Origin of the sequence: Dulcicalothrix desertica PCC 7102, from assembly GCF_003991905.1 — a bacterium.
In the GTDB taxonomy this organism is placed as follows: Bacteria; Cyanobacteriota; Cyanobacteriia; order Cyanobacteriales; family Nostocaceae; genus Dulcicalothrix; species Dulcicalothrix desertica.
Map to the genome: position 1 here is coordinate 21,755 of NZ_RSCL01000007.1, position 21,889 is coordinate 43,643.

Below are 21,889 nucleotides of genomic sequence, written 5' to 3' on the forward strand. Positions count from 1 at the left end.
AAGTTTTCCAGAAAACACACAATATACAAAGACGCAACACGCAGGAGCCTCTACACGATACCTCTAGCAAGATTGAAAGGACTACCAGATGTAATTGCCTGTTGCTGGAGGTCAAGGACTGAGGGAACGGTTAGTCCTGTCTCAACTCCCGAAGTCATCAGCCCAGCGAGGAGACTACGACTTGCGGCGCCATTGGGTTGTAACATCCCTAAACTTTCTGCATCAACAAATGAGTTGCGGGTGATAGAACTAACTTCTACCCACTTGAGGCTAGCAAGTAAGTCCCCAGTGGAAGCAATAGCGATATGGGTGGAGAACTCATTGCCCTGTTGGTTTTGGGTGATAGATAGCTGGTCGTAGCTTAGACCACCTATGAGACCAAGGCGATCGTGGCTTTGGAATTGATTAATTGTGGTTGACCCAGTACCGCTCGAAAGAACGAATAAATCGCGACCGCTGCCACTATAAACCAAGTTATCGTCGGCGCCTGCCGCAATTAAGTTGTTACCTTCTGCGGCGTATATAATATCATCGCCTGCACCTGTAAATATCCAATCGCTGCCGGAACCTGCGTAAACAATATCATTACCGGAACCTGTGCCAATTAGATTGTTACCTTCTGCAGCGTAGATTAGGTTGCGACCATTACCTGCATCAATTAAATCGTTACTGGCGCCAGCATAAATAGTGTCATCTCCAAAGCCTGTAAAGATTTCATTTAGACCTTCGCCTGCGTAAACTTGGTTGTTGCCATTGCCTGCATTAATGATGTCACGGCTGGCGCCTGTATAGATGATATCGTTACCTTCCCCTGAAGTAATTTGGTTAAATCCTTCCCCAGCAAAAATTTTGTTGATACCATCTCCTGCGTTAATAGTGTCAAAACCGGCGCCTGCGTAGATAACATCCGAACCAGAACCTGCGGTAACTAGGTTATTACCTTCGCCTGCATAGAAAGTGTTGTTTCCTTCCAAATCTTTCAGGGTATCGTCACCAAGACCGGCATCGAGAGAATCATCACCGAAACCGCCTTCGAGGATATCGTTACCAAGGTCGCCAACCAAAGTGTCTTTTTCAAAACCACCTCGAAGAATATCGTTACCGTCACCACCCCAAAGTGTATCTTCCCCGGCGCCGCCATCTAAAGTATCATCCCCTGCCCGACCTTCGAGAGTATCGTTTCCTGCTAAACCTGTGAGGATATTGGCGCCGTTATCACCGATGAGGAAGTCGTTATAGGGTGAGCCTTCAAGGTTTTCAATCGAAATAAATTTATCACCTGTGGCATCCCCTTGCCAACCCGTGCCTTCAGCCAAACTAGCTGCAACACCAAATGTCGCGGTAATGTAAGAGGCGGTATCATTGCCGACGCCACCGTTGAGGATATCAGAAGGCCAGCCTGAGCCGGCGCCACCAACAAGATAATCATCGCCATCGGTTCCAGTCAGTATATCGTTGCCAGAACTTCCCTGAATTGGGCTGAGATTAATTACCTGTAAGTTGAAGCTATCTTCAGCCGTTGCCCCTTTGGTATCTGTAGCAATGACCTTTAACTGGAGAGTCCCTAACTCTTTTTTGGTGGGAGTACCATTAAAGGTACGGCTATTAGGATCGAAGCTTAACCAAGCAGGGAGAGGTGTACCATCATCAAGCGTAGCAGTATAGATGAGAGTATCACCTGCATCCGCATCGTTGAAAGTGGTGATAGGAATTTGGAGGGTGAACGAGATGCCTTGAGTAGCAATTTGGTCAGTGATGGGAGTGACTAAATTGGGAGGGGTATTGGTACTGGCTAGAGCTATTGAGATGGTTGTTTCAGCAGTTTTAACGCTGTCATCAGCAACTACGGTAAGGTTAAATTGAGTGCCAGTAGTCGCCATCAGTAGGTCATCTGGATCGTTAACAAAAATTCCGCCGTTTAAGTCAATGCCGAAGGGTTGATCTCCATTGCCATTCAAATCATCGTTACCGGAAGCGATAGAGTAGCCGACACTAATATCAGTAATGCCGCCATTACCATCATTAGCATCTAAGTTACCAACTACTGTACCGCGCTCTGCATTGGGGCTGACGACGAAAGATCCTGTTGATAAAAATATCGGCGCTTTATTAGTCTCAACGGTAATAACGAAGTCCTGATCGATAGTCTGTCCGTCTCCATCAGTAACAGAGATTACAATGGTAGCATTGCCAGTCAAACCGGTCACTGGAGAAATATTAAGGAGGCGAGTATGTTTATCGATTCCTGGCGTAAGCACTACATTTCCTGCAGGAAGAAGTTCCTCGTTATCAGAAGTGATATTGATAATTAACTGGTCTTGCGGTGTTTCAAAGTCATAGAGAGTAATTGGGAAGTCGGCAAGCTGTTCGCCTTCAGCAAGGAAAAAGTCGCTAAGTCCTCCTAACTGGGGTAAGAGAGTGACGGCACGGATAGCAGCAAGTGCCTGCTCACTCGTATTGGCAAAAGCTAAAATTTCAGTCTCAGTAAGCTGTCCTTGACCCAAGAGGTTAAGTGCATTGGCTTCTTCTCCGTTAGAAACTCGCTTCGCTTGGGTTACACGGTGCAGCAGGTCAAAGCCGTCGTCTGCTTCGTCGCTAAGAATCCGTTTCTTGATGGCTCCAGCAGCAAGGACTTGAGCCGCTTCATCAGCAACGCGGTCAATAACATTCAAGTCAATATTAAATGACAAGCCCTTTGCTTGCAGGACGGATTGAGCCTCAGTTGCAGTAGTACGTATAATCGTTTCAACTTGGTTAGCATCTTCCAAGTTAAGTTGGCTACTAACAATTAAATCTACCACTGCTGAATAAGCAGCAGCACTCAGAACGCTGTTAACTGCGGCTTCTTGTTCAGCAACTGTACTGCCACCTGCACCAGCAAGAAGATTTTGTACGCCTAAAACTGTGCTTTGAACCTTAGCGATCGCGAGAATAACGGCTCTGGCTTCGGGGTTAGCGTTGAGGGTTTCGTCAAGGTGGTCAAAGCCATATAGGTCAATGTCGGGCGAGATGCCAAATTCAGTTTGAACTATGCCTAAAGCCTCATCAACTGTCGCCCCCTCTGTCACAAGTTGCTGCATCAAAACCGTTAGAGGAGTAATGTTGCTTCCTGGTAAAGCTGCAAGTGTTGTCTGAAATGGTAAACCTGTTGTCGCATCAATGCCACCTTGAGAGCGAATTAGTCCGGTTGAAAGAACAAATCCCTTTGGAATTTCGAGGATATAAGTACCGTCTGATTGAGTGATTGTGTTGGGTTCTTTAGGATCGAAAATGCCATTATTATTAGTGTCAAACCAAATTGTCGAGCCTTCAATGGAACCGCCAAATAATCGTCCTACAGACTTAACACCTTGTTCAAGAGGCTTAGTAGCTTCTCTTGCAAGCCTTGCCGCTTCTTCCGCAGCTCTCTCTGGTGCTTTAATCGCTTGATTAGCAATACCTTCAGCAATCCCTTTAGCTCTGCCTTCAACTTCTTTTTTTATTTTTTCGATAATGTCGTCGAAGCTATCAAAACCGCTATTAACACCAAGATTTATATCAAACTCAGGTAAGCTTTTGCCAAACACTGATAATTTGATATCGTTGAGTCCTCCAGAAATACGACCGCTTTTATCAACGTCCAGGTCAGGTGAAACTCCAAAGCTTAGAGTATTAGTATTAAATCGCTTACCTAAAACGGTAAAGCCAAGGGCAGGAAGAGAAACATTCAGTTTACCGTTTAAATCAAATCCTTTTGAATTTAATTTAACAAATAAATCGGATGAAGCAGAACCAAATGGAGTATTAAAGTTATTCTTAGCACCGAAGCCTAGACTATTTTTACTGCCACTAACAGAAACATTTGATAAATTTTTACCAAGGAGAGAAATATTACCGTTACCAGAAAGAGCAAAATTATTTATGTTGGAACCAATGGTAACAGTAGAGTTAATGTTTCCCTGTAAAACTTTTGGAATACCCAGAGACAAGCTACCCGTTGCAGTCAGTGCATTACGGTTTCCACTAAAGCTAGCGTTAGCGATAGGATAACTGAAAATGGATAAACCGCCACTTCCTGATAAGCTAAAATCACTATTTCCTATTGCAACATTAGCATTCACTCCTCCTGTTAAGACACCAGGAATACCAGGAAAATCTAATCTGCCAGTTGCTGAAATGCCATTACGATTTCCGCTAAAGTTGACGTTAGCAAGCGGGTTATTGAAAATAGATAAGTTACCGCTTCCTGTTAACGCAAAATCATTATTCCCTATTGCAACATTAGCATTCACTCCTCCTGTTAAGACACCAGGAATACCAGGAAAATCTAATCTGCCAGTTGCTGAAATGCCATTACGATTTCCACTAAAGTTGACGTTAGCAAGTGATTGATTAAATATAGATAAGCTGCCGCTTCCTGTCAAAGCAAAATCATTGAGATTTGTTCCAAGCGTAATAGTAGCATTAGCACTGCCTTGAAGAACACCAGGAATTCCGAGCAAGTTGAGATTTCCAGTGGCTGCGAAACGACTGCGATCGCCACTGACAGTTGCACCAATGATAGGATTACCAAAAACTGACGCATTAGCAGAACCACTAAACGTAAAATTTGACTTGGTAATGTTTGAGGCAGCAAAGTCAGTGTTTAGTTCTAATCCAGGTAAGGCAATCTTACCCTCAATATCTACCTTATCTAGTCCCACACTGAATTTTGCACTTGCTAACTCAGCACCGAAGAGCTTAACACGACCATCTCCAGAGATTAAAGGAGATGTATTTATTCCAACTTGGACATTTAAATTAAGCTCTGAATCATTTACTCCCTCAATAACAACAGCACCTAAACCGCCTAAATCAATTTTAGAAATCGCTAAACTGCCAGTAATTTCTGACAGATTTGTCTCTGCATTTAAAGAAAGTCTTCCTTTTACGCCGTAAGCGTCAACTTGTGCATTAATAGCAAAGCCTTCTTCTAAAGGAATTCCAGCAATGTCAGTCTTAAACGGAACAAACTGAATTGTGGGTTCATTCTTACCGTCCTTATTAAGATCCAAACCAGAAACTGTAACGTCTAAAATCGTGTCAAGCAAATCCAGAGTTTTATCAATGACTGGAATCTCATCGCCAACTTGCTTAAGCGCAAACGAGCCTACGGGCCCCACTAGCAGATCAACCAGGGTTAATGGTTCGTTAACCCTTAGAAACAGTGCAATATTTCTAAAGTTTGATCGATCAATGGAAAACGCAGCTTCAAGATCGTAGTTTCCGAAACGGGCATCGCCTAAAAAGCCAATATTATTAATGAAAGGAGGCGTATACGTTCCACCTACTTCAAAAGCTAGGTTGCGAATTTCTGAATCAGGAATGCCGAATGGGTTGACCCACGAACGACTATTAGTTTGTAAAGCGAAACCTGCCGTTAGTGTTGTTACTGGAAGAGGACTTAGCTTTAGGCTACCAGAAAGTAATAGAGTTGGCTCATTGTCTTGAAAAGGATCGTATCCTGATAATTCAAGGTTGCTTTCAAAACCGAAGTCTATTTGGGTTTCCGACTTAGCATCTAAAACCAGTTTTAAGTTTTTAAGTATAGCCTTCAGGTCACCCACAGAAGGCATACCAGGCAAAGGGAAAAGGGTAGCATTAAGGGGAACAACGGCGGCTAGACTAGCTCCCTCTGAACCCAAACCAGTTAGTACACCTAAACTTTTAATCCCTAACTGTTTGTTGATGAATTTTGAAATGTCATCCTGAGCAGATTCAAAGTCAATAGTGCCAATGAAATTAAATCCTTCAACAAGGGTAATTGTACTTAATCTGGGGTCTTCAATTCGTTTCGCTGCACTAGAAATAATTAGTTCAGGGTCTGATACCTTAAATAAATCTAGTATCGGTACCCCTTTTGCAAAGGAGGAAAAGTCAATAATGTCTGGTAATTCGTAGCTTAACTGGAAGTCTCCATCTTTATCGTAGATAATGTCAAATTCCTTTCCGTTAAGTTCAGCACCAAATCCTAACTCTGGTCCTGTTGCAACACTTAATTCGGGGTTTGCAAGCTTCAGCTTAAGGTCTTCTGAGCCAAAAAATGCTTTGTTAGCGGCTTTAATTGCTTTCTCAATAAAAGAGGGGGGATTTTTTAAAATATCGTTGACATCTACGGTAAAATCTAGTTCATCCTGATATTTTAGGGTAATGCTGTATTGTGATGAGGTATTCTCTTTGTCTTGAGGCTTTTGTGATAGAACAAACTCTAAATTATCCAGTTTGTTACCAATTGATCGCAGCGAATCCGTCACCTCATCAGGTAACTTACGCCCAAAGACATCCTCCATTAAATTTAGGGATTGATCGAAAGGCAGCCGAGAAACAGCAAGCTCAAAACTCCGCTTATTACCAGTACCTTCAATACGGATGCTGGGGTTACTGACCTTCAAAGGTAAAGAAATTGGTGTCCCCAAGTCTAATGCGTTAGCAAGCTGGTTAATCGGAGTACGAAGATCAAAATCACCATTGTAAGTAAGTTCTAATTTGTCTTTGCCAAAAGTTAATCCCAGGTTAGAAATTTCAGAAAGGATACTATTAATAAAGTTAGGTGCATTGAGTCCACTGAGTAAACTTCCTGCATCCGCTATAGCAAGACGGGGAATACTAAAGGCATAAGTGAAATCACCGCTATCATTTTTCTCAATTGCGACTTCAGGATTGTTAACTGCAAGTGTGTTATTAAAGGGACGATCCAACCCAAGGGTTTCTGTTAGTTTGTTTAGGGCTGAACCGACATTAATGTCTCCCAAATAGGTAAGGCGTAATTGGTCTTCGGCAAGGATGAGGTCTAAGTTTTGCGCTTCGTTGGTTAGATTTTTTTGAATTTCACTGGGAAGGATAGAATTTACTTGACTTGTGAGCCAAGTCTGAAGGCTAGCAATCGAAAGGCGAGGCACAATAAATTCAAAGCTAGGATCGTCACCGGGATTAAGAATTTTTAAAGCGGGATTCGCGATCCCAAGTTCTGCGGGCAGGGGATTACTCAAACCAAGTTTATCCGCAAGCTGGTTAATAATCCCTCTGATATTCAGATTACCACCGTAAGTAACTTGGACTGCATTGTCACTTAAGACTAAATCGAGATCCTGGGCTGTATTTGCTAGAGCTTTAATTGCGTTCTGCACAGCGTCAGGTAATGCAGAATCTAAAGCGTCAATTTGGGTCGTTAGCCAAGATTGAAGGCTATTGACGGGTATGGAAGTAACGGTCAACTCGTAGCGTGGATTAGTTGCTGGGTTGATTATGGTGATGCTAGGCGTGGCTACCGTCAGGTTAGGAAGCTTGAGGGTGTCGGCTAAATCCTTGACCCCTGGAGTCTTACCTAACAAGTTGTTCAAAGACTGGTTGTTGAGATACCCTAAACGCAGGCGATCGCGCTCCACCTGTAAATCTAGTGCTGGGACGTTAGCAACCAGTTCATCCACGGGTATTGGCTTTAAATTCGTTAGCAGTCCACGAATGCTTTCGGCGCCGAGAGCCGGAACAATAAGGTTAAACTCAGGTTGTTTAGCATCAAATCCTTCTACCTCAATCTGTGGTTTAGTAATTGTTCCTAGCAAATTTGCTAACTTCAGATTTGTAGCAATGGTCGCAAGATTTGGTAGTTTTTGCAGTAGGTTATTCGTGTTTAAATTCTCAGGGTAGGATAGTAGAAGCCGATCAGCTTCGATCCCCTTTAAAGTCACAGGTAAGAACAGACTACCTAATCGAGTTTCGAGGGTTGATTTTAACCCACTCGGCACAGAGCCAACCCGTTTGCCTACCGCAGCAACAAGCTCCTCCCAAGTTAGGAAGGTGTTATCACTTAGAACACTAACACTGACATCAGATAAGTTTAAGTTGTTATAACCGGGATCGGCACTAGTGATGGTTTGGCGAATGGCGCCGGAAACCAAATCGGCTGTAGCAAGCGCACCTTCAACACCTTTAACGGTTACTGTTTGAAGCTGATTCCAATTGCCTCGTGTAAAAGTAAGGGGCGCCATTGCCTCCAGTAGTCCCCCTGCTGAGGCAAAGTTAATTGTGACATCACTATAAGGTTCGCTGTTGAGACGAATTTGATAGGTGTTTGGTCGTTCGCCTTCACCTACTTGAAGAGAAGTTTTAGTGACCGTGACTCCAGCTACATCTGCTATATCAACAGGAATATCATTTAACTTTAAGCCATTATAACCTGCGTCATTAGTGGTTACACTTAGGCGAATGGGAGTTTTTTCTCTGATACTTCCTTGGGAAATACCATTATTAACCGCTACAACATTAATTGTCTGAGGTTCACTCCAATTTTTTGGGGTGAAGATAACGGGGGCGAGCGAGCTTATGGGGCTAGTGGTTAGAAACTCTATTTTGACATCGCTGGCAGGTTGACTACTGAGGGCAATTGTAAATTTGTCAGTCTGGCTTCCTTCCCTGACTTGGGTATTGCCGTCGCTGACTGTGACAACAATGTTAGCTGTGTCATTATCCAGCACGCTGACCGAAGCATTTTTAATGGCTAGGTTGTTAAAAGCTGGGTCATCACTTACAACTTTTTGAATAATTGTCCCTGTTCGATTGCCCGTTACCCGATTATCATCAACCGGACTCACTACAACGTTTTGAGGTTTGTTCCAGTCGTCTGGGGTAAAAGTAATCGGTGCGATCGCCTCAAACAAACTGTCTGGACTAAAATTAATTGTTACGTTGGCAGTTGGCTTAGTATCGAGAACCAGTGTGTAGGCAACAACTGCCCGTTCTCCTTCTTTAAGCTGAGTGGTTGGCGAGATTGTAACGGAAGCAACCTCATCTTCCAAAATTGTTGCTTCGACATTACGAACTTCAATGTTTTGGTAGTCGGGATCGCCACTCTTAACCTGGTGAGTAATGACGCTAACGCGATCGCCAGTCACGATACCGTCATCAATAAATTTAGCAGTAACGGTTTGAGGAATATTCCAGTTATTTGGGGTAAAGGTGAGCTTATCAATGGTTTCACTATTTTTGTCTGTAGCAATCACAACCTCTACATTGCTCCGAGGTTGGCTGGTTAGACGAACAGTATAGTCATCGCTAGTACCTTCTAAACCTCTGGTCTGGTTGCCACTTTCCGTAATACGAACCCCAGCAATATCATCGTCACTGATAGAAACGGTATTATTTGCCTTAGCAGTATCAATAAGATAACCGGAGCCAGCAATGAGGGTAATATTGGCAGTTTCTAACGGCTCAGTCACTTTATCATCTGGCGTGGGTAGAACCTCAATCGTTGCTCCCGTCGCTCCTTCAGGGATAAAAATACTGCCAGGGAGAATAAAGTAGTCTGGTTCCCCAAGCTCAAAGGGTTCGTCGTTACTGGCTGTGGCTGTGCTAGTCGCTTCAACTTGATACTTAATCGTAATGCCCCCAGTCGGTGCTGCTGCACTTAGGAGCAGATTGAATTGACCTGCAACCGTGCTTTCCTCGCTTCCGTTGGCAGTGGAAAGAATACTAACTGTAGGTAGGTCTTGGTCTTTAACGCCAGCACGAAGGGCATCTACCACTAAATCAGTAGGGTAATTGGGGTCGCTACTGGCAGTAATGCGGTGGACAATGGTACTGGCGCGATCGCCTGTCACTTCTCCATCAGCTAAGGCGCGCACAGTGATGGTGTGAGGCGTTGTGTCTTTTAGAGAGATGGTTTGGGTTGGGGCGAAGTTAACTCCATCTAAACTAATTTCAGTTTCCGAATCCGCTGTTGCGGTTATTTGAACCGTCCCTGTTGGAGATTGAGTTAAAACAATCTGGTAAGTATCTGTGGTTCCTCCTTCACTGACAACAACATTACCGTCACTCGGCAAAATCAAGACCCCAAAACTTTCATTGTCCTGATTGATGAGTTGAAGTGGGTTAATTGTAATATTGTTGTATTTAGGATCAGAACTAGTAGCCTTAGCTTCAATTTGGAACGTTGTGGAACCATCAGCAATATTGTCATCCACACCCATTACTGTGACAATTTGAGCTTTATTCCATTCTTCAGGCTTAAAGGTGAGCTTTGAAACTGAAAGTGTGCCTTCATTAGGTTTAGAGGAAACCAGGTTGATCTCAACGCTTGACTCCGATTGGCTAGTTAGAACTACCTCAATTTCGCTTTTTCCACCTAATTCGCTGGTGTTGTTATTTCTTGTGGTTATGTTGACTCCAGCAACATCATTATCACTAAGGGTTAAGGTTGCCGTGCTGTTAGTGCTACTGGGGATGTATTGGCGGTCGTCATTGACGCTTAGTAAAGTGAGCGTAATGGTTTCTAAATTTTCTGCAATTTGGTCATTGATAGTTGCTAAGGTAAGCGTTTTTTCAGTTTCACCTTCGCTCAATTGAATCGTTTCGATGAGGTTAAAGTCCTTGCCCAGTGTTGCTGTACCAGATATAGCGACTTGTACCGTTGCGCCTCCCTCTAAAGCAGGTCGATCCAGAAAAATTGTAAAGGTTCCTGGATTTCCCTCAGTAATGTTCTCGCCAGCATTGATACTTGCAGTCGGAACTACATCGTTATCAATATTGACAACGTTAAATTCAGCAACTTTGAGATTTTTGTACTTTTCATCATCACTGATAATAGTGCTGCGAATCGTGAAGGGTTGATTGCCATCGATCAATCCATCATCAACTCCCGTTATTGTTACCGTCTGTGGTGTAGAGAAGTTGTTATTGTTAAAGATTAAAAAAGCAGGAGAAATAGTTCCTTCAGTCTCATCACTGCTGATTATCTGAATCTTGACCTCTTTAAGAGGTTGGCTATTTAGTTGAACTGTAAAAGTTGCCGTACCGCCATCTTCTTTGACGTTAACAGTAATGGGAGAAAGAGTGACACCTGCTGTATCGTTATCTAAATTCTTAATCTCAACTTTTTTGCCAAGCTGGTCTAAGTTTTGTTGAGTTAGCTTGGCGTAGTTAGTATCCGAACTCTTGGAAGCATCAAACGAAATTGTGTAGGTTTGATCGTCATCGTCAATCAAGTCATCTACGCCAGTGATAGTCACAGTTTGAGGGATATTCCAATTACTGCTATCAAAAGTTAATGACGAAGTAGATAGTCTTCCTTCGCTATTATCTACTCCTAAAATATCAATCTTTACTGTATCAGTGGATTGAGTATCTAGGACAACAGTAAAGGTAGCAGTATCACCTACCTCGCTAGTTTCTTGGTCTTGAATATTGAGTTTGATGCCAGGAATATCATTATCTTGGATAGTATATGTAAATTCATCTTCTAATACATCATATTTTGGGTCTTCGCTATTAACGTCTACCTTGATTTTATATTCGCCAATACCCTCAACGAGATCATCATCTAAAGCTTCAATTATAATTGTTTTTTCAACTTTATTATCAAAATTATCAGGAGTAAACGTTAAAGAATCAATTGACAAGCTTCCTTGAGAAGGATTTGAGTTCTTAAATAGAAGAACAACATTTTCTAGAGGTCTAGTAGTAAGACTAATATTAAATTTTGCTTCATCCCCACCTTCAGCCGCAGAACCAGATATCGGCTTAATTAAAATACCAGCATTATCATCGTCCCTAATCAAAATAGTTGAAGTATAATCTGTACCTCCTCCTGGAACGTATCTTCCGAGAACGCCATAGTTAAGCACCCTACCGTCTTGGTCTCGCAATTCTTTTAATTCCAATGTGACAGTTTCATCATCCTCATCTATGGCATCATCTTCAACATTTATTGAAATTTCAACAGAAATGGTATTTGCGGGTATATCAAGTGAGTTCCCCGTCAAATTTATAATCTCTTTTTCAAAGACTGGCTCCGTATCTTTTTCTTGAATTTTAATTAAAGCATTAACAGTATAATCTTCTACTTCTGTTGCCTTGCCACTAATGTCGTAAAATAGCTTGAAATCTTGAGAAGCTCTTTCAGTTAAATTAATAAAAAATTTGCCGCTTTTATTACCATCTTCCGCGCCGTTTTCAAACTCCTCAACATAAAGTGAGGGTTCATTATCTTCAATACTAAGTACTATTCTATCTTTCCCTGTCTCGGCTTTATAAGCCACCTCACCAGTTGAGTTTTCTGCTAGATCTAGCACTATTGTTTCGGGGTTCTCGACAAATCTATCGTCTAGAGCTTTAAATGCAACTGAAGTTTGGTATGAGCCATTCGGAATTTTAATCCTTAAATGATCTTCGCTAACTACTATCGGTTGATTATTATCACCAATAAACTGATAATCCTGATTAAAACTTGCATCACCACTAACTTTAATAGTGACATCTAAATCTCCTGCGCGTGTATTACGAGCAATGGTGAAAATTGCTTGTTGTCCTAAATTATCTTTGGCTTCATATGCATAAGTTGAGCCGAAAGGATTCTGAACTGTTAGGCTAACAAGCTGATCTGAGGGAGTAACTTCAAATGCTCCCAAATCAATTTTTCCTCCAAAAAAGCGTTCTTTACCCCTTTGGTCGAATGGAAGTAGCTCAATAGTATCTCCATCATTATCAATATCAAGGGTGTCTTGAGCTACTGTATCATCACCAGCATCAATCGCCGGTGAACCAGTTAGAAGTTGATGAGTAAAAGTTGAACCGCCATTATTCTGTAAAAGACCAAGGTGAGGATTAGCGTTGATAACGCCTACCCCTTTGATACTGGCATCTGAAATTAAGTTATTTCCGTTTAGTGTAGGTACACTACCAGAAAAGTCTTGTCCACCACCTGAGCTTCCGCTAATAATTGAGTTTGCTAAAGTAGCAGCAATACCTTCATACCAAATACCACCACCAACTGCCGCAGAGTTACTGCTAAGAGTACTGTTGTTCAGGTTTAACGTACCACTACTCCAAATACCACCACCAACTTCAGCAGAGTTATTACTGAGAGTAATGTTTGTCAAGTTGAATATGCTGGACGAGCCACCACCGGCTATTCCGCCACCATACTTTTTAGCGAAGTTGTTCATGAGCGTACTGTTTGTTAGGTTTAACTTACCTACACTTGCAATTCCGCCACCACTAACTTCAGAGATATTACCACTCAGAGTGCTATTGCTTATGTTTACTATGCCCTGAAAGTAGCTGTTCCAAATACCCCCACCAATATCTGCGGAGAAATTATTACTAAGAATGCTATTAATCAGGTTGAATGTACCAGAATTAATAATTCCACCACCACCGCCGAATTCAAATGCAGAGTTATGGCTGATCCTACTGTTGGTTATAGTCAATAGTTCTTGATTTAAAATCCCTCCTCCGAATTTACTTCTACCTCTTGTAATATTTAATCCAGAAATATTGACTGCGATCTTATTACCAAAATTGCCATCATCAATGTTAAACACGCGAGAGGCATTATTACCGCTAACAGTAATATCAGGCGTACCGTTACCGTCATTATCGCCGTTGATCGTTAGGGCTTTGTTGATGTTTAATTCGCCAAGGGTTAGTGTAATCGTTCCACTATTGGCAAAGGTAATGGTATCTCCAGGTGTAGCTAGCGCGATCGCTTCTCTGAGCGATAAATCTCCAGCACTAAAATTGCCGTCACTTTCATCAATAAGCGTATCAACTATCAAAGTCGCTGCCGCTTCAATTTCAGTTCCATCAGCTAGCGTTAAGGTGTCGTCCTCAGCTTGCAAAAATGTCAGTTGCTCAGTACTTAGGCTTTCACCCCGCACCAACGCTGAAAAAATTGCTCCCTCATCCCCTGAAGAATCCACACTATTTATTTGTACATCAACGAAGTGACCAATTTCTTCTAAAAGCACATTAGCGATTGCTTTGGGCTTCCCAATGTTTACCTCTAAAAAATTCTGTGAGAGATAAATTCTATTAGTCTGAGCAGCATAAGCTCCATTCGCTCTTTGTAGAACGCTGCCACTTTCAATTTGGATTGCAGGCAGTTGGGTAAAGTCTCCTGCTGCCCAAGCTTGCCTGATTGCTTCTGCCTTCTCCCAGCTAAAGCGATCTCCAAACGATTCCTCAAGCACGTTTGAGAAATCGTCACCCTTAGCCAAGGTTTTCAGCAAGTCTTTAGTAAACAAAACAACCTGTTCTAGTAATGATGTCGTAGAAACCATAAATTCCTTTTGCTCAAAGATGTAGATTTACGTGGCGAGTTACAATTAACTCGGAGATGTACTCACGGGCAACCAAAGGGATTACAGGCACTTGCGCCCGGTTGTGAGCAGCCAAAGGCGTTGCACGTTTGGGCAGCTGAAGGCTGTATTTTCACAAGTAGAGGCAGAGCAGCACTAAGAATACTGATCGTTAGCACTTTACTGAGCGTTCCTTACAAAAATCCACTCCTTGGTGAGCGGGAGAGAGATCGATTCATCTAAATAAAATTTAAAATATAGTACTTGCAAAAATTACCTAATATGCATTAGCAATTTCATTAGTATCTGGCGCCAGTAGTTACCTATACAAAAATGTATACTTAGTTTGGAGTTAGAGGGTCAAGACAATCAAGGTTTGCTTTTTCTATCGCACCATCATATAAAAATCATTTTTGTACTAGTATTAATATTGAAATTACTATATTGGAATATCAACACCGGAAAATGCTGGAGAACTTTACAAGGCCAACTAATTGACTTTGTTTGGTCGGTTGTGTTTAGCGCTGACGGAAAGAACATAGCAGTTGCAGGGAAGGCGCCTGCGATCAGATTATGGAGTATTGAAACTGGGTAGCCAAAAGCTGAGTGATGATTTTTTTCATGTTACACCTATTATTAGTAGTATTAATGTTTTGATCTAAAGTTGTTACGTTCTTTTGCACCCCAGTTAGCTCACCGAGCGAGCGTTACTTAATATTAGTTTTCTGTTACTCGCCAAATCACCTTATGTGCGTTAGCAACATCATTAGCAATTTTTTGTAATGGTGTGAGCGTGCAAATGAACTAACCGCGTTACAAAAGTCAGTAAATCGCAAAGTTTTTGCCAAGACAAGAAAACCGCATTATTTGTAACTTATAATACAATTTGCCAACTGTGTATACACAAGTCTAAAAAGCTTGTTTTATATAGCAATAGTCAGGAAGGAGTAAGGCAAGTGTCGCAAAGCTTTTTGAATTTGGTATAAGTATTCGATAATACCTAAAGATTGCTTGCCTTTTATCTGTAACCTGTAATGAGCCAAGATTCACCTGCACCTGCCAAGCTGAAATTTGTTGTCATTGATGACCATGAACTACTCTTAGACGGAACGCTTAGTATGTTAAGGCGCCAGTATCCAGAAGCGGAAATCTTCACGGCACAAACGGCGCAGATGGCTATTGAGCAAGTGGAGAAAGCCAAACCAGACCTTGTTGTTATGGATCTTTCTATTCCAGAAAAACCTGGAGACTCTGCTAAAACTGATACAGGTATTCAACTACTGAGGACTTTGCTCAAGAACTATCCTACCCTCAATTTGATGGTGCAAAGTACTTATATTAAAGCTTTAGTTAGGATTAGAGCTAATATTTATGCTCATCAAGGCGCCTTTGCTGTGGCTGATAAAAGTCTTTCTAGCAAAGAAATTTTAAACCGTGTGGACTGGGTACTACGGGGATTGAGTTATACTAAGGATATTAAAGCGGTGCAACCTGGATTGGAAGTTAAACCAGAGTGGCTCACAGTATTGACTTTAGCTTTTGAACAAGGATTGCAAGACAAGGCGATTGCAGAACGGATGTACGTATCCGAACGCATGGTACGTCACTATTGGACTAAGGTACAAGACGTTTTAGAGGTTTATCCTGAAGAAGGAAAGAATATCCGCATTCAAACCGAAATGCGAGCTAGAGAAGAAGGATTAATAGATTAGGGAAATAGGAATTGGTAATTAAAAATTGGCAACGAATTAAAGCAGAAATAGCTAATTGGCGTGTAGGGACACTGCCAGGAATTGCCATGATTATAATTATCATTTTAGCTCGTATAACTGGCTCGCTTCAGTATCTAGAATGGCAAGCTTTAGATAGTTTTCTCCGCCTACGCCCATCTGAACCCATTGATGAAAGAATTGTGATTATTGGTATTGATGAAACAGATATCAAAAGTGCAGGCTATCCAATAGGAGATAAATATTTAGCAGAATTGCTCATAAAATTAAAAACATACGAGCCAAGAGTTATTGGTCTTGATATCATTAGGGATATAGCAGTGGCGCCTGGTTATCCTGAACTGGTAGCTGCGTTTCAAAGTGTTAAAAACCTTATTGCCATTGAGAAAGCATTACCAGAAAGAATTGCACCACCACCAACATTACCACCTGAACAAGTGGGTTTTGCTGATGTGATGTTAGATGCAGATAACCGTCTTAGGCGCAGCTTACTTTCAACGCCAATTAATAATGACTACAAACTTTCTTTGTCTATACGTTTAGCCGCAGCTTATTTAGCTAACGAAGATATTACCCTCGAAAATGGCATAAAAAATCCAGAAGCAATGAGGTTTGGTGATACTGAACTACCTCAATTTTTAGCAAATTCTGGTGGATATGTAGGCGCCGATGCTGGTGGAGTACAAGTACTAATCAATTATCGCAGTGGTCAAGCACGATTTCGCACTCTGAGTCTTAATGACATTAAAACTGGCAAATTTAATCCTAATTGGTTGCGGAATCGCATTGTGATTATTGGTATGACTGCCATTAGTGCTAAAGATATTATCAATACATCTGCTATCCCATCTGAAAATCCTGGCTCAGGTCAAGTTTATGGCGTAGAAATTCAGGCTCATGCTGTTAGCCAAATCATTAGTGCAGTCAAAGAAAAACGACCCCTTTTGCAAACCTGGACAGATGCTTGGGAATACTTGTGGATATTCGTTTGGGGAATGATAGGGATGGGTTTTGGAAGGTTGATTCATTCTCCTTTAAAAAATATTTTGAGTATTAGTGTTGCTAGTATTGGATTAATTGGAGTTAGTTATTTATCTATATTATGGGGATGGTGGATACCAGTAGTACCAGCTTTATTTATCTTAGTTTTAAATGGAGTTGGGCTAGCTGCTTTTTATCAATACGACCGAAATTTAAAGTCTCAAATTAAAGAACATCAACTGATTATAGAACGCGCGTTCGATACTATTCATAATGGCCCGTTGCAAACTCTATCTCAACTGATGAGAAATGCGAGAGAAAGCGATTTACCATCCAATCAACTTGTCTCAGAACTCGAACACCTTAACCAAGAATTACGCGCGGTTTATGAGTCGATGAAGCGGGAAACCTTAACTCAAAGAGAAATTCTCTATCTAGGACAAGGTATAGAAATTGACTTACAAGTACCAATCCATGAGCTTCTCTATGAAGTTTACAATAAAACCTTAGAGCGAGACTTCCCCTGCTTTAAAACTCTCAAGGTGAAAGTCCCTAGCTTTGAACCCATAGACCTCCAACACCTAACTATTGAGCAAAAGCGGGGATTATGTCGATTTCTAGAAGAAGCCTTGTGTAATGTTGGAAAACATGCTAAGGGAGTAACTCGCTTAAAAGTCACTTGCACTTGTGAAGAAGGCTGGTACACACTCAGGATTACAGATAATGGACAAGGTGTTGACTCTTTATTAGAAGGTAGAGGAACACAGCTATCTAGAAATTTAGCTCGAAAACTGAAAGGAAAATTTACGCGGGCGCCTTTACCTATCAGAGGTACAGTCTGTGAGTTAACTTGGCCTGTATCTAAGAGAAGATAATCTGGTTCATGTCACTACTCCCTTCCAAGTAAAAGATTATTTATAAACTCTCCCTCTTTCTTTGCGTACTTTGCGTACTTTACGGTTCGATTATTTCAATATTCTTTGAGCGTGAAGGGAGTAGTTGTAGAGGTAAATATTATTACCACAGTGGCACAGAGTACACAGAGGGGGTTGAGATTGGCGCCAACCGCCTAGAATTAATGACTTAAGCTACAAATAAACTCTTTCCTCTGCGCCCTCTGCGTCTCTGTGGTAAATATGTATACTTCTACAACTCAATATCAGAAAATATTATCGCTTACTAAACACTTAAGAATTTAAGTGTATATTAGAACTTATCTGAAGATAAAAAATTCAAGCAGATTATGAGCAACAACTATATAGTTCGCCAGCTAGTTACCATTGGTATTACTAGCTTACTTTTAACTTCAACAACAATTGTTCTTGCTGAATATAAACCCCCGCGCGGTCAGCGTCCACCAAGTGGTCGGACAACAACTACAGGTAGTAGAGGAGGATGTGAAACTAATGCACAGACACCTTTAAAGCTACTAGCTCCTCAAAAGCACGTTGGACAAACCGCTTCTATTTATCCTACCTTCGCTTGGTTTGTCCCCGACTCCAAACCCTTACCAATAGAATTTAGGCTATATATATATGATGATAAAGGCGAACCTCAACTGCAACACCAGTTTCTAATGCAGAGTAAATATGGAATTATGAGTTTATCCCTACCCAAGAATAAGCCAAGTCTTAAGGTAGGTAAAAGGTATTTGTGGCAGGTAGTAATTTTGTGTGACTCAGACCAACCAGCTAATAATTTAGTTGCGATGGCAGAAATAGATGTGGTAAAAATGCCTGCTCAGGTGCGTATGCAACGCGATGACCGAGCCAATGTAGATATTTTGGCGGAAGCGGGTTTATGGTACGATGCACTGGGCAAAGCTATGCGACTAGGACAGAAAGATGTAATTCATGGGTTATTAAAAAATCTTACTGCATTAGAAACAACAGAATCACAAACTACATCAACACCTTAAAAAATTTATTAAAAGTGTCATGAGTCCCGCAGTGAAGCATCTCAATATATATCCCAAACTCCAGATTCTAGCCTGCGGCAAATGCTTCGCATTACGTTCCGCTGCGCTCCACTCAGAATGACAATTTATAGTTTATTCGGCTTTTAAAACATCCTTTTAAAAATTTTTCAACATGAGAACTTTCAAGCTTTGGTTAACTGTGTTTTTAAGTGTTTTCTCGTTATCAGAGCCACTATTTGCTATTCCTCAACAACCAGTAATTACTCAAGCTAACAGTAATCATATCACAGCAGATAAAGCTGTTGCAGAAGCGGAAAAACTCTCGCAGCAAGGAACGGCAGTATCGAAACGACAGGCAATTGAGAAATATCTAGAGGCACTTCAAGCTTTGAAAATACCACCTACTCAAGCTTCGGCGTCAGAGGTTCGTTTACAGTCGGCGACAATTATGAGAAGCATTGGTAAACTGTATCAAATTTTGGGAGATTCAGAACAAGCATTAACATACTACAACCAAGCGCTACCAATTTTTACAGAATTAGGCGAAGTTCTCTTACAGGCTAAAACTTTGCATGAGTTGGGTATGCTTTATAACGTTTTTGGAGAAAGACAGAAAGTTTTAGATAATTTAGAGGCAGCACAAAGACTTTATCAGCAAGTAGGTGATGTAGCTGGAATTGGGCGAACTTTCTCTAATATGGGCTGGATTCACTATTTCTTTTTAGGTGCTAAAAAAAAAGGAATGGAATTATATGAACAGTCGCTAAAAGTTTATCAAAAAGCAGGTGATCGCATCGGTGAATCTAATACTTTAGTTCAAATAGCCTGGGGTTATTATGATGACGGTAATGGTGATAATCAAAAAGCGATATATTACTATAAGCAAGCTATAGAAGTTGCAAAGCGAGCAGGTTATAAAGCTGGAGAAGCTCGTGCTTCTATTCATATTAGTCAAGTTTATGAAAGTTTGGGTGAAAAACAACTAGCGTTAGATGCGCTAATGAAAGCGCAAAAGCTTTATCATGAATTAGGAAATCGTTCAGAATTAGCTAGAGTGTATCGCCATTTTGGAGAAGTATATGGGTCATTTGACGAATCTAAAAAAGCAACTGAATTTTATAAAAAATCAGTGTTAGCTTACCGGGAATTAGGCGAAAAGATTGACGAAGGAAATATTTTATGGGATTTAGGTGTATTATACAATCGCATTGGTGAACGTCAAAAAGCGTTAGATACTTTAAATCAATCATTATTAATCAAGAAGGCAACACGCGACCGCTTTGGAGAAGCTGATGCACTTTATCAGATGGCTCGTGTTGAGAGTGAGCGAAATAATCTTGCAGAAGCCCTAATAAAAATGGAGGCTTCTATTAAAATTACTGAGGATTTGCGAACCAGCGTTTATAGTCAGCAGCTTCGTACCTCTTTCTTTTCTATAAGGCGGGATAGATACGACTTTTATATAGATTTATTAATGAGGTTACATAAAGTCAATACATCAGCAGGGTATGATGCAAAAGCGCTTCACGCCAGCGAACGTTCGCGCGCGCGCAGTCTCATAGAATTACTTGCTGAAGCAAAAGCAGACCTTCGTAATAGTGCTAACACAGAGTTGCTACAACAAGAAAGCATGATTAGCAAGCAAATTGATCAACTAGAAAAACGTCAAGTTGAACTGTTAAATAGTCAATATACTCCTGAACAAGCAACTGTTTTAGAAACCGAGCTTTTTCAACTTCATCAACAACGTGAAGAAATCAAAGCAAAGATTAAAGCTACCAGTCCTAATTATGCTGCTATCACTCAACCGCAACCTCTAACTTTATCAGAAATTCAATCGACTATACTTGATGATAACACACTGCTTTTAGAATACTCATTAGGAGAAGAGCGCAGCTATCTTTGGGCAGTGACAAAAACAAGTATCAATACATATGAATTGCCTAAACAGGCAGATATCGAAAAAGCTGTGCAAAGTTTTCAGCAAGAAGAATTAGTACCAATTAGAAGGCGCCCTACCCAAGGCATTTCAGCAGTAGATACTCTTAGTCAAATTTTGCTGAAACCTGTTGCTAAACAACTAGGGAATAAAAGATTAGTCATTGTTGCTGATGGTCGGTTACAAACGATACCCTTTAGCGCTTTAGTAATTTCAGGGAAATCGCAACATCAAAATAGCTCTGTAGCATTGATGATGCATCATGAAATTGTTAATTTACCTTCAGCATCTACATTAGCTGTATTAAGAAATCAAATAAAAGGGCGCCAACTTGCACCTAAGACTATAGCTGTACTTGCAGACCCCGTATTTGGTAAAAACGATGGACGGTTTAAAAACAATACAGCTAATTCAAGTAATGGCACAATACCCAATTTAGAAAATGTGCCAATTACAGAAGTAGAATTAAAAGATTCTCTCCGAAATGCAGGTATAAAACTAACGCGACTTTTGGGAACGCGCACGGAAGCGGAGGCAATTATGGCTTTAGTCCCTAATAGAGAAAGAACTCAGTTTTTTGATTTTCAGGCAAGTAAAACCAGTGCAACTAATCCAGATTTAGCTCAGTATCGCATCGTTCATTTCGCTACTCACGGCATTCTCAATACTGTACGTCCAGAGTTATCAGGGGTTGTCATGTCGTTAGTAGATGAGCAAGGAATACCTCAGAATGGTTTTTTGCGACTGCGCGATATTTTTAATTTGCATTTACCCGCAGAGTTAGTTGTCTTGAGTGCGTGTCAAACAGGTCAAGGTCAGGAAGTTAAAGGGGAAGGAATTATTGGACTAACGCGAGGGTTTATGTACGCAGGCGCCGCGCGCGTGCTGGTGAGTTTGTGGAAAGTTGACGACCAAGCGACAGCAGAGTTAATGAAGCGATTTTATCGAGGGATGTTACAGGACAAGTTGGCGCCTGCGGCTGCTTTGAGACAAGCACAAGTAGAAATGTCTCTTCTCCCACGCTGGAGTTCTCCTTATTATTGGGCTGCTTTTGTGCTTCAGGGTGAGTGGCAGTAAGTATGTATTAAAAGTAGAGTGCGTGTTCCACTTTTCTAAACCAAGTTTACAGTTTTCGGTAGTGCTTTATTTATACAACTTCCGTATTCTCAATATATAAATTAGGTCTGGCAGAGTCAAGAGTCTAGGTTGAACTCGGTTCAGACAAAATCAT

At 41.2% G+C, this 21,889-nt stretch carries 5 protein-coding genes; 4 read left to right on the forward strand and 1 reads right to left on the reverse strand.

The genetic code is table 11. The features are described from left to right. Positions 1-50: 50 nt before the first annotated feature. Positions 51-14,072, reverse strand: a complete 14,022-nt coding sequence (locus DSM106972_RS15855) for a putative Ig domain-containing protein (RefSeq protein ID WP_127081619.1) — start codon at positions 14,070-14,072, stop codon at positions 51-53. Positions 14,073-15,124: 1,052 nt separating this feature from the next. Between DSM106972_RS15855 and DSM106972_RS15860 the strand changes: the two genes are divergently transcribed. The 4 genes from DSM106972_RS15860 (at position 15,125) to DSM106972_RS15875 (ending at position 21,735) form a co-directional block, all read left to right on the forward strand. After that, positions 15,125-15,802, forward strand: coding sequence for a response regulator (locus DSM106972_RS15860; RefSeq protein ID WP_127081620.1), 678 nt, complete (start codon positions 15,125-15,127; stop codon positions 15,800-15,802). A gap of 11 nt (positions 15,803-15,813) precedes the next feature. Continuing rightward, complete coding sequence (locus tag DSM106972_RS15865) at positions 15,814-17,676, forward strand: sensor histidine kinase (RefSeq protein ID WP_233787100.1); 1,863 nt, start codon at positions 15,814-15,816, stop codon at positions 17,674-17,676. Positions 17,677-18,044: 368 nt separating this feature from the next. Then, positions 18,045-18,719, forward strand: coding sequence for a DUF928 domain-containing protein (locus tag DSM106972_RS15870; protein WP_127081621.1), 675 nt, complete (start codon positions 18,045-18,047; stop codon positions 18,717-18,719). A gap of 172 nt (positions 18,720-18,891) precedes the next feature. Continuing rightward, the gene (locus DSM106972_RS15875; protein ID WP_127081622.1) at positions 18,892-21,735 is read left to right on the forward strand and encodes a CHAT domain-containing tetratricopeptide repeat protein; all 2,844 of its coding nucleotides are present in this window, start codon (positions 18,892-18,894) and stop codon (positions 21,733-21,735) included. Positions 21,736-21,889: the final 154 nt, after the last annotated feature.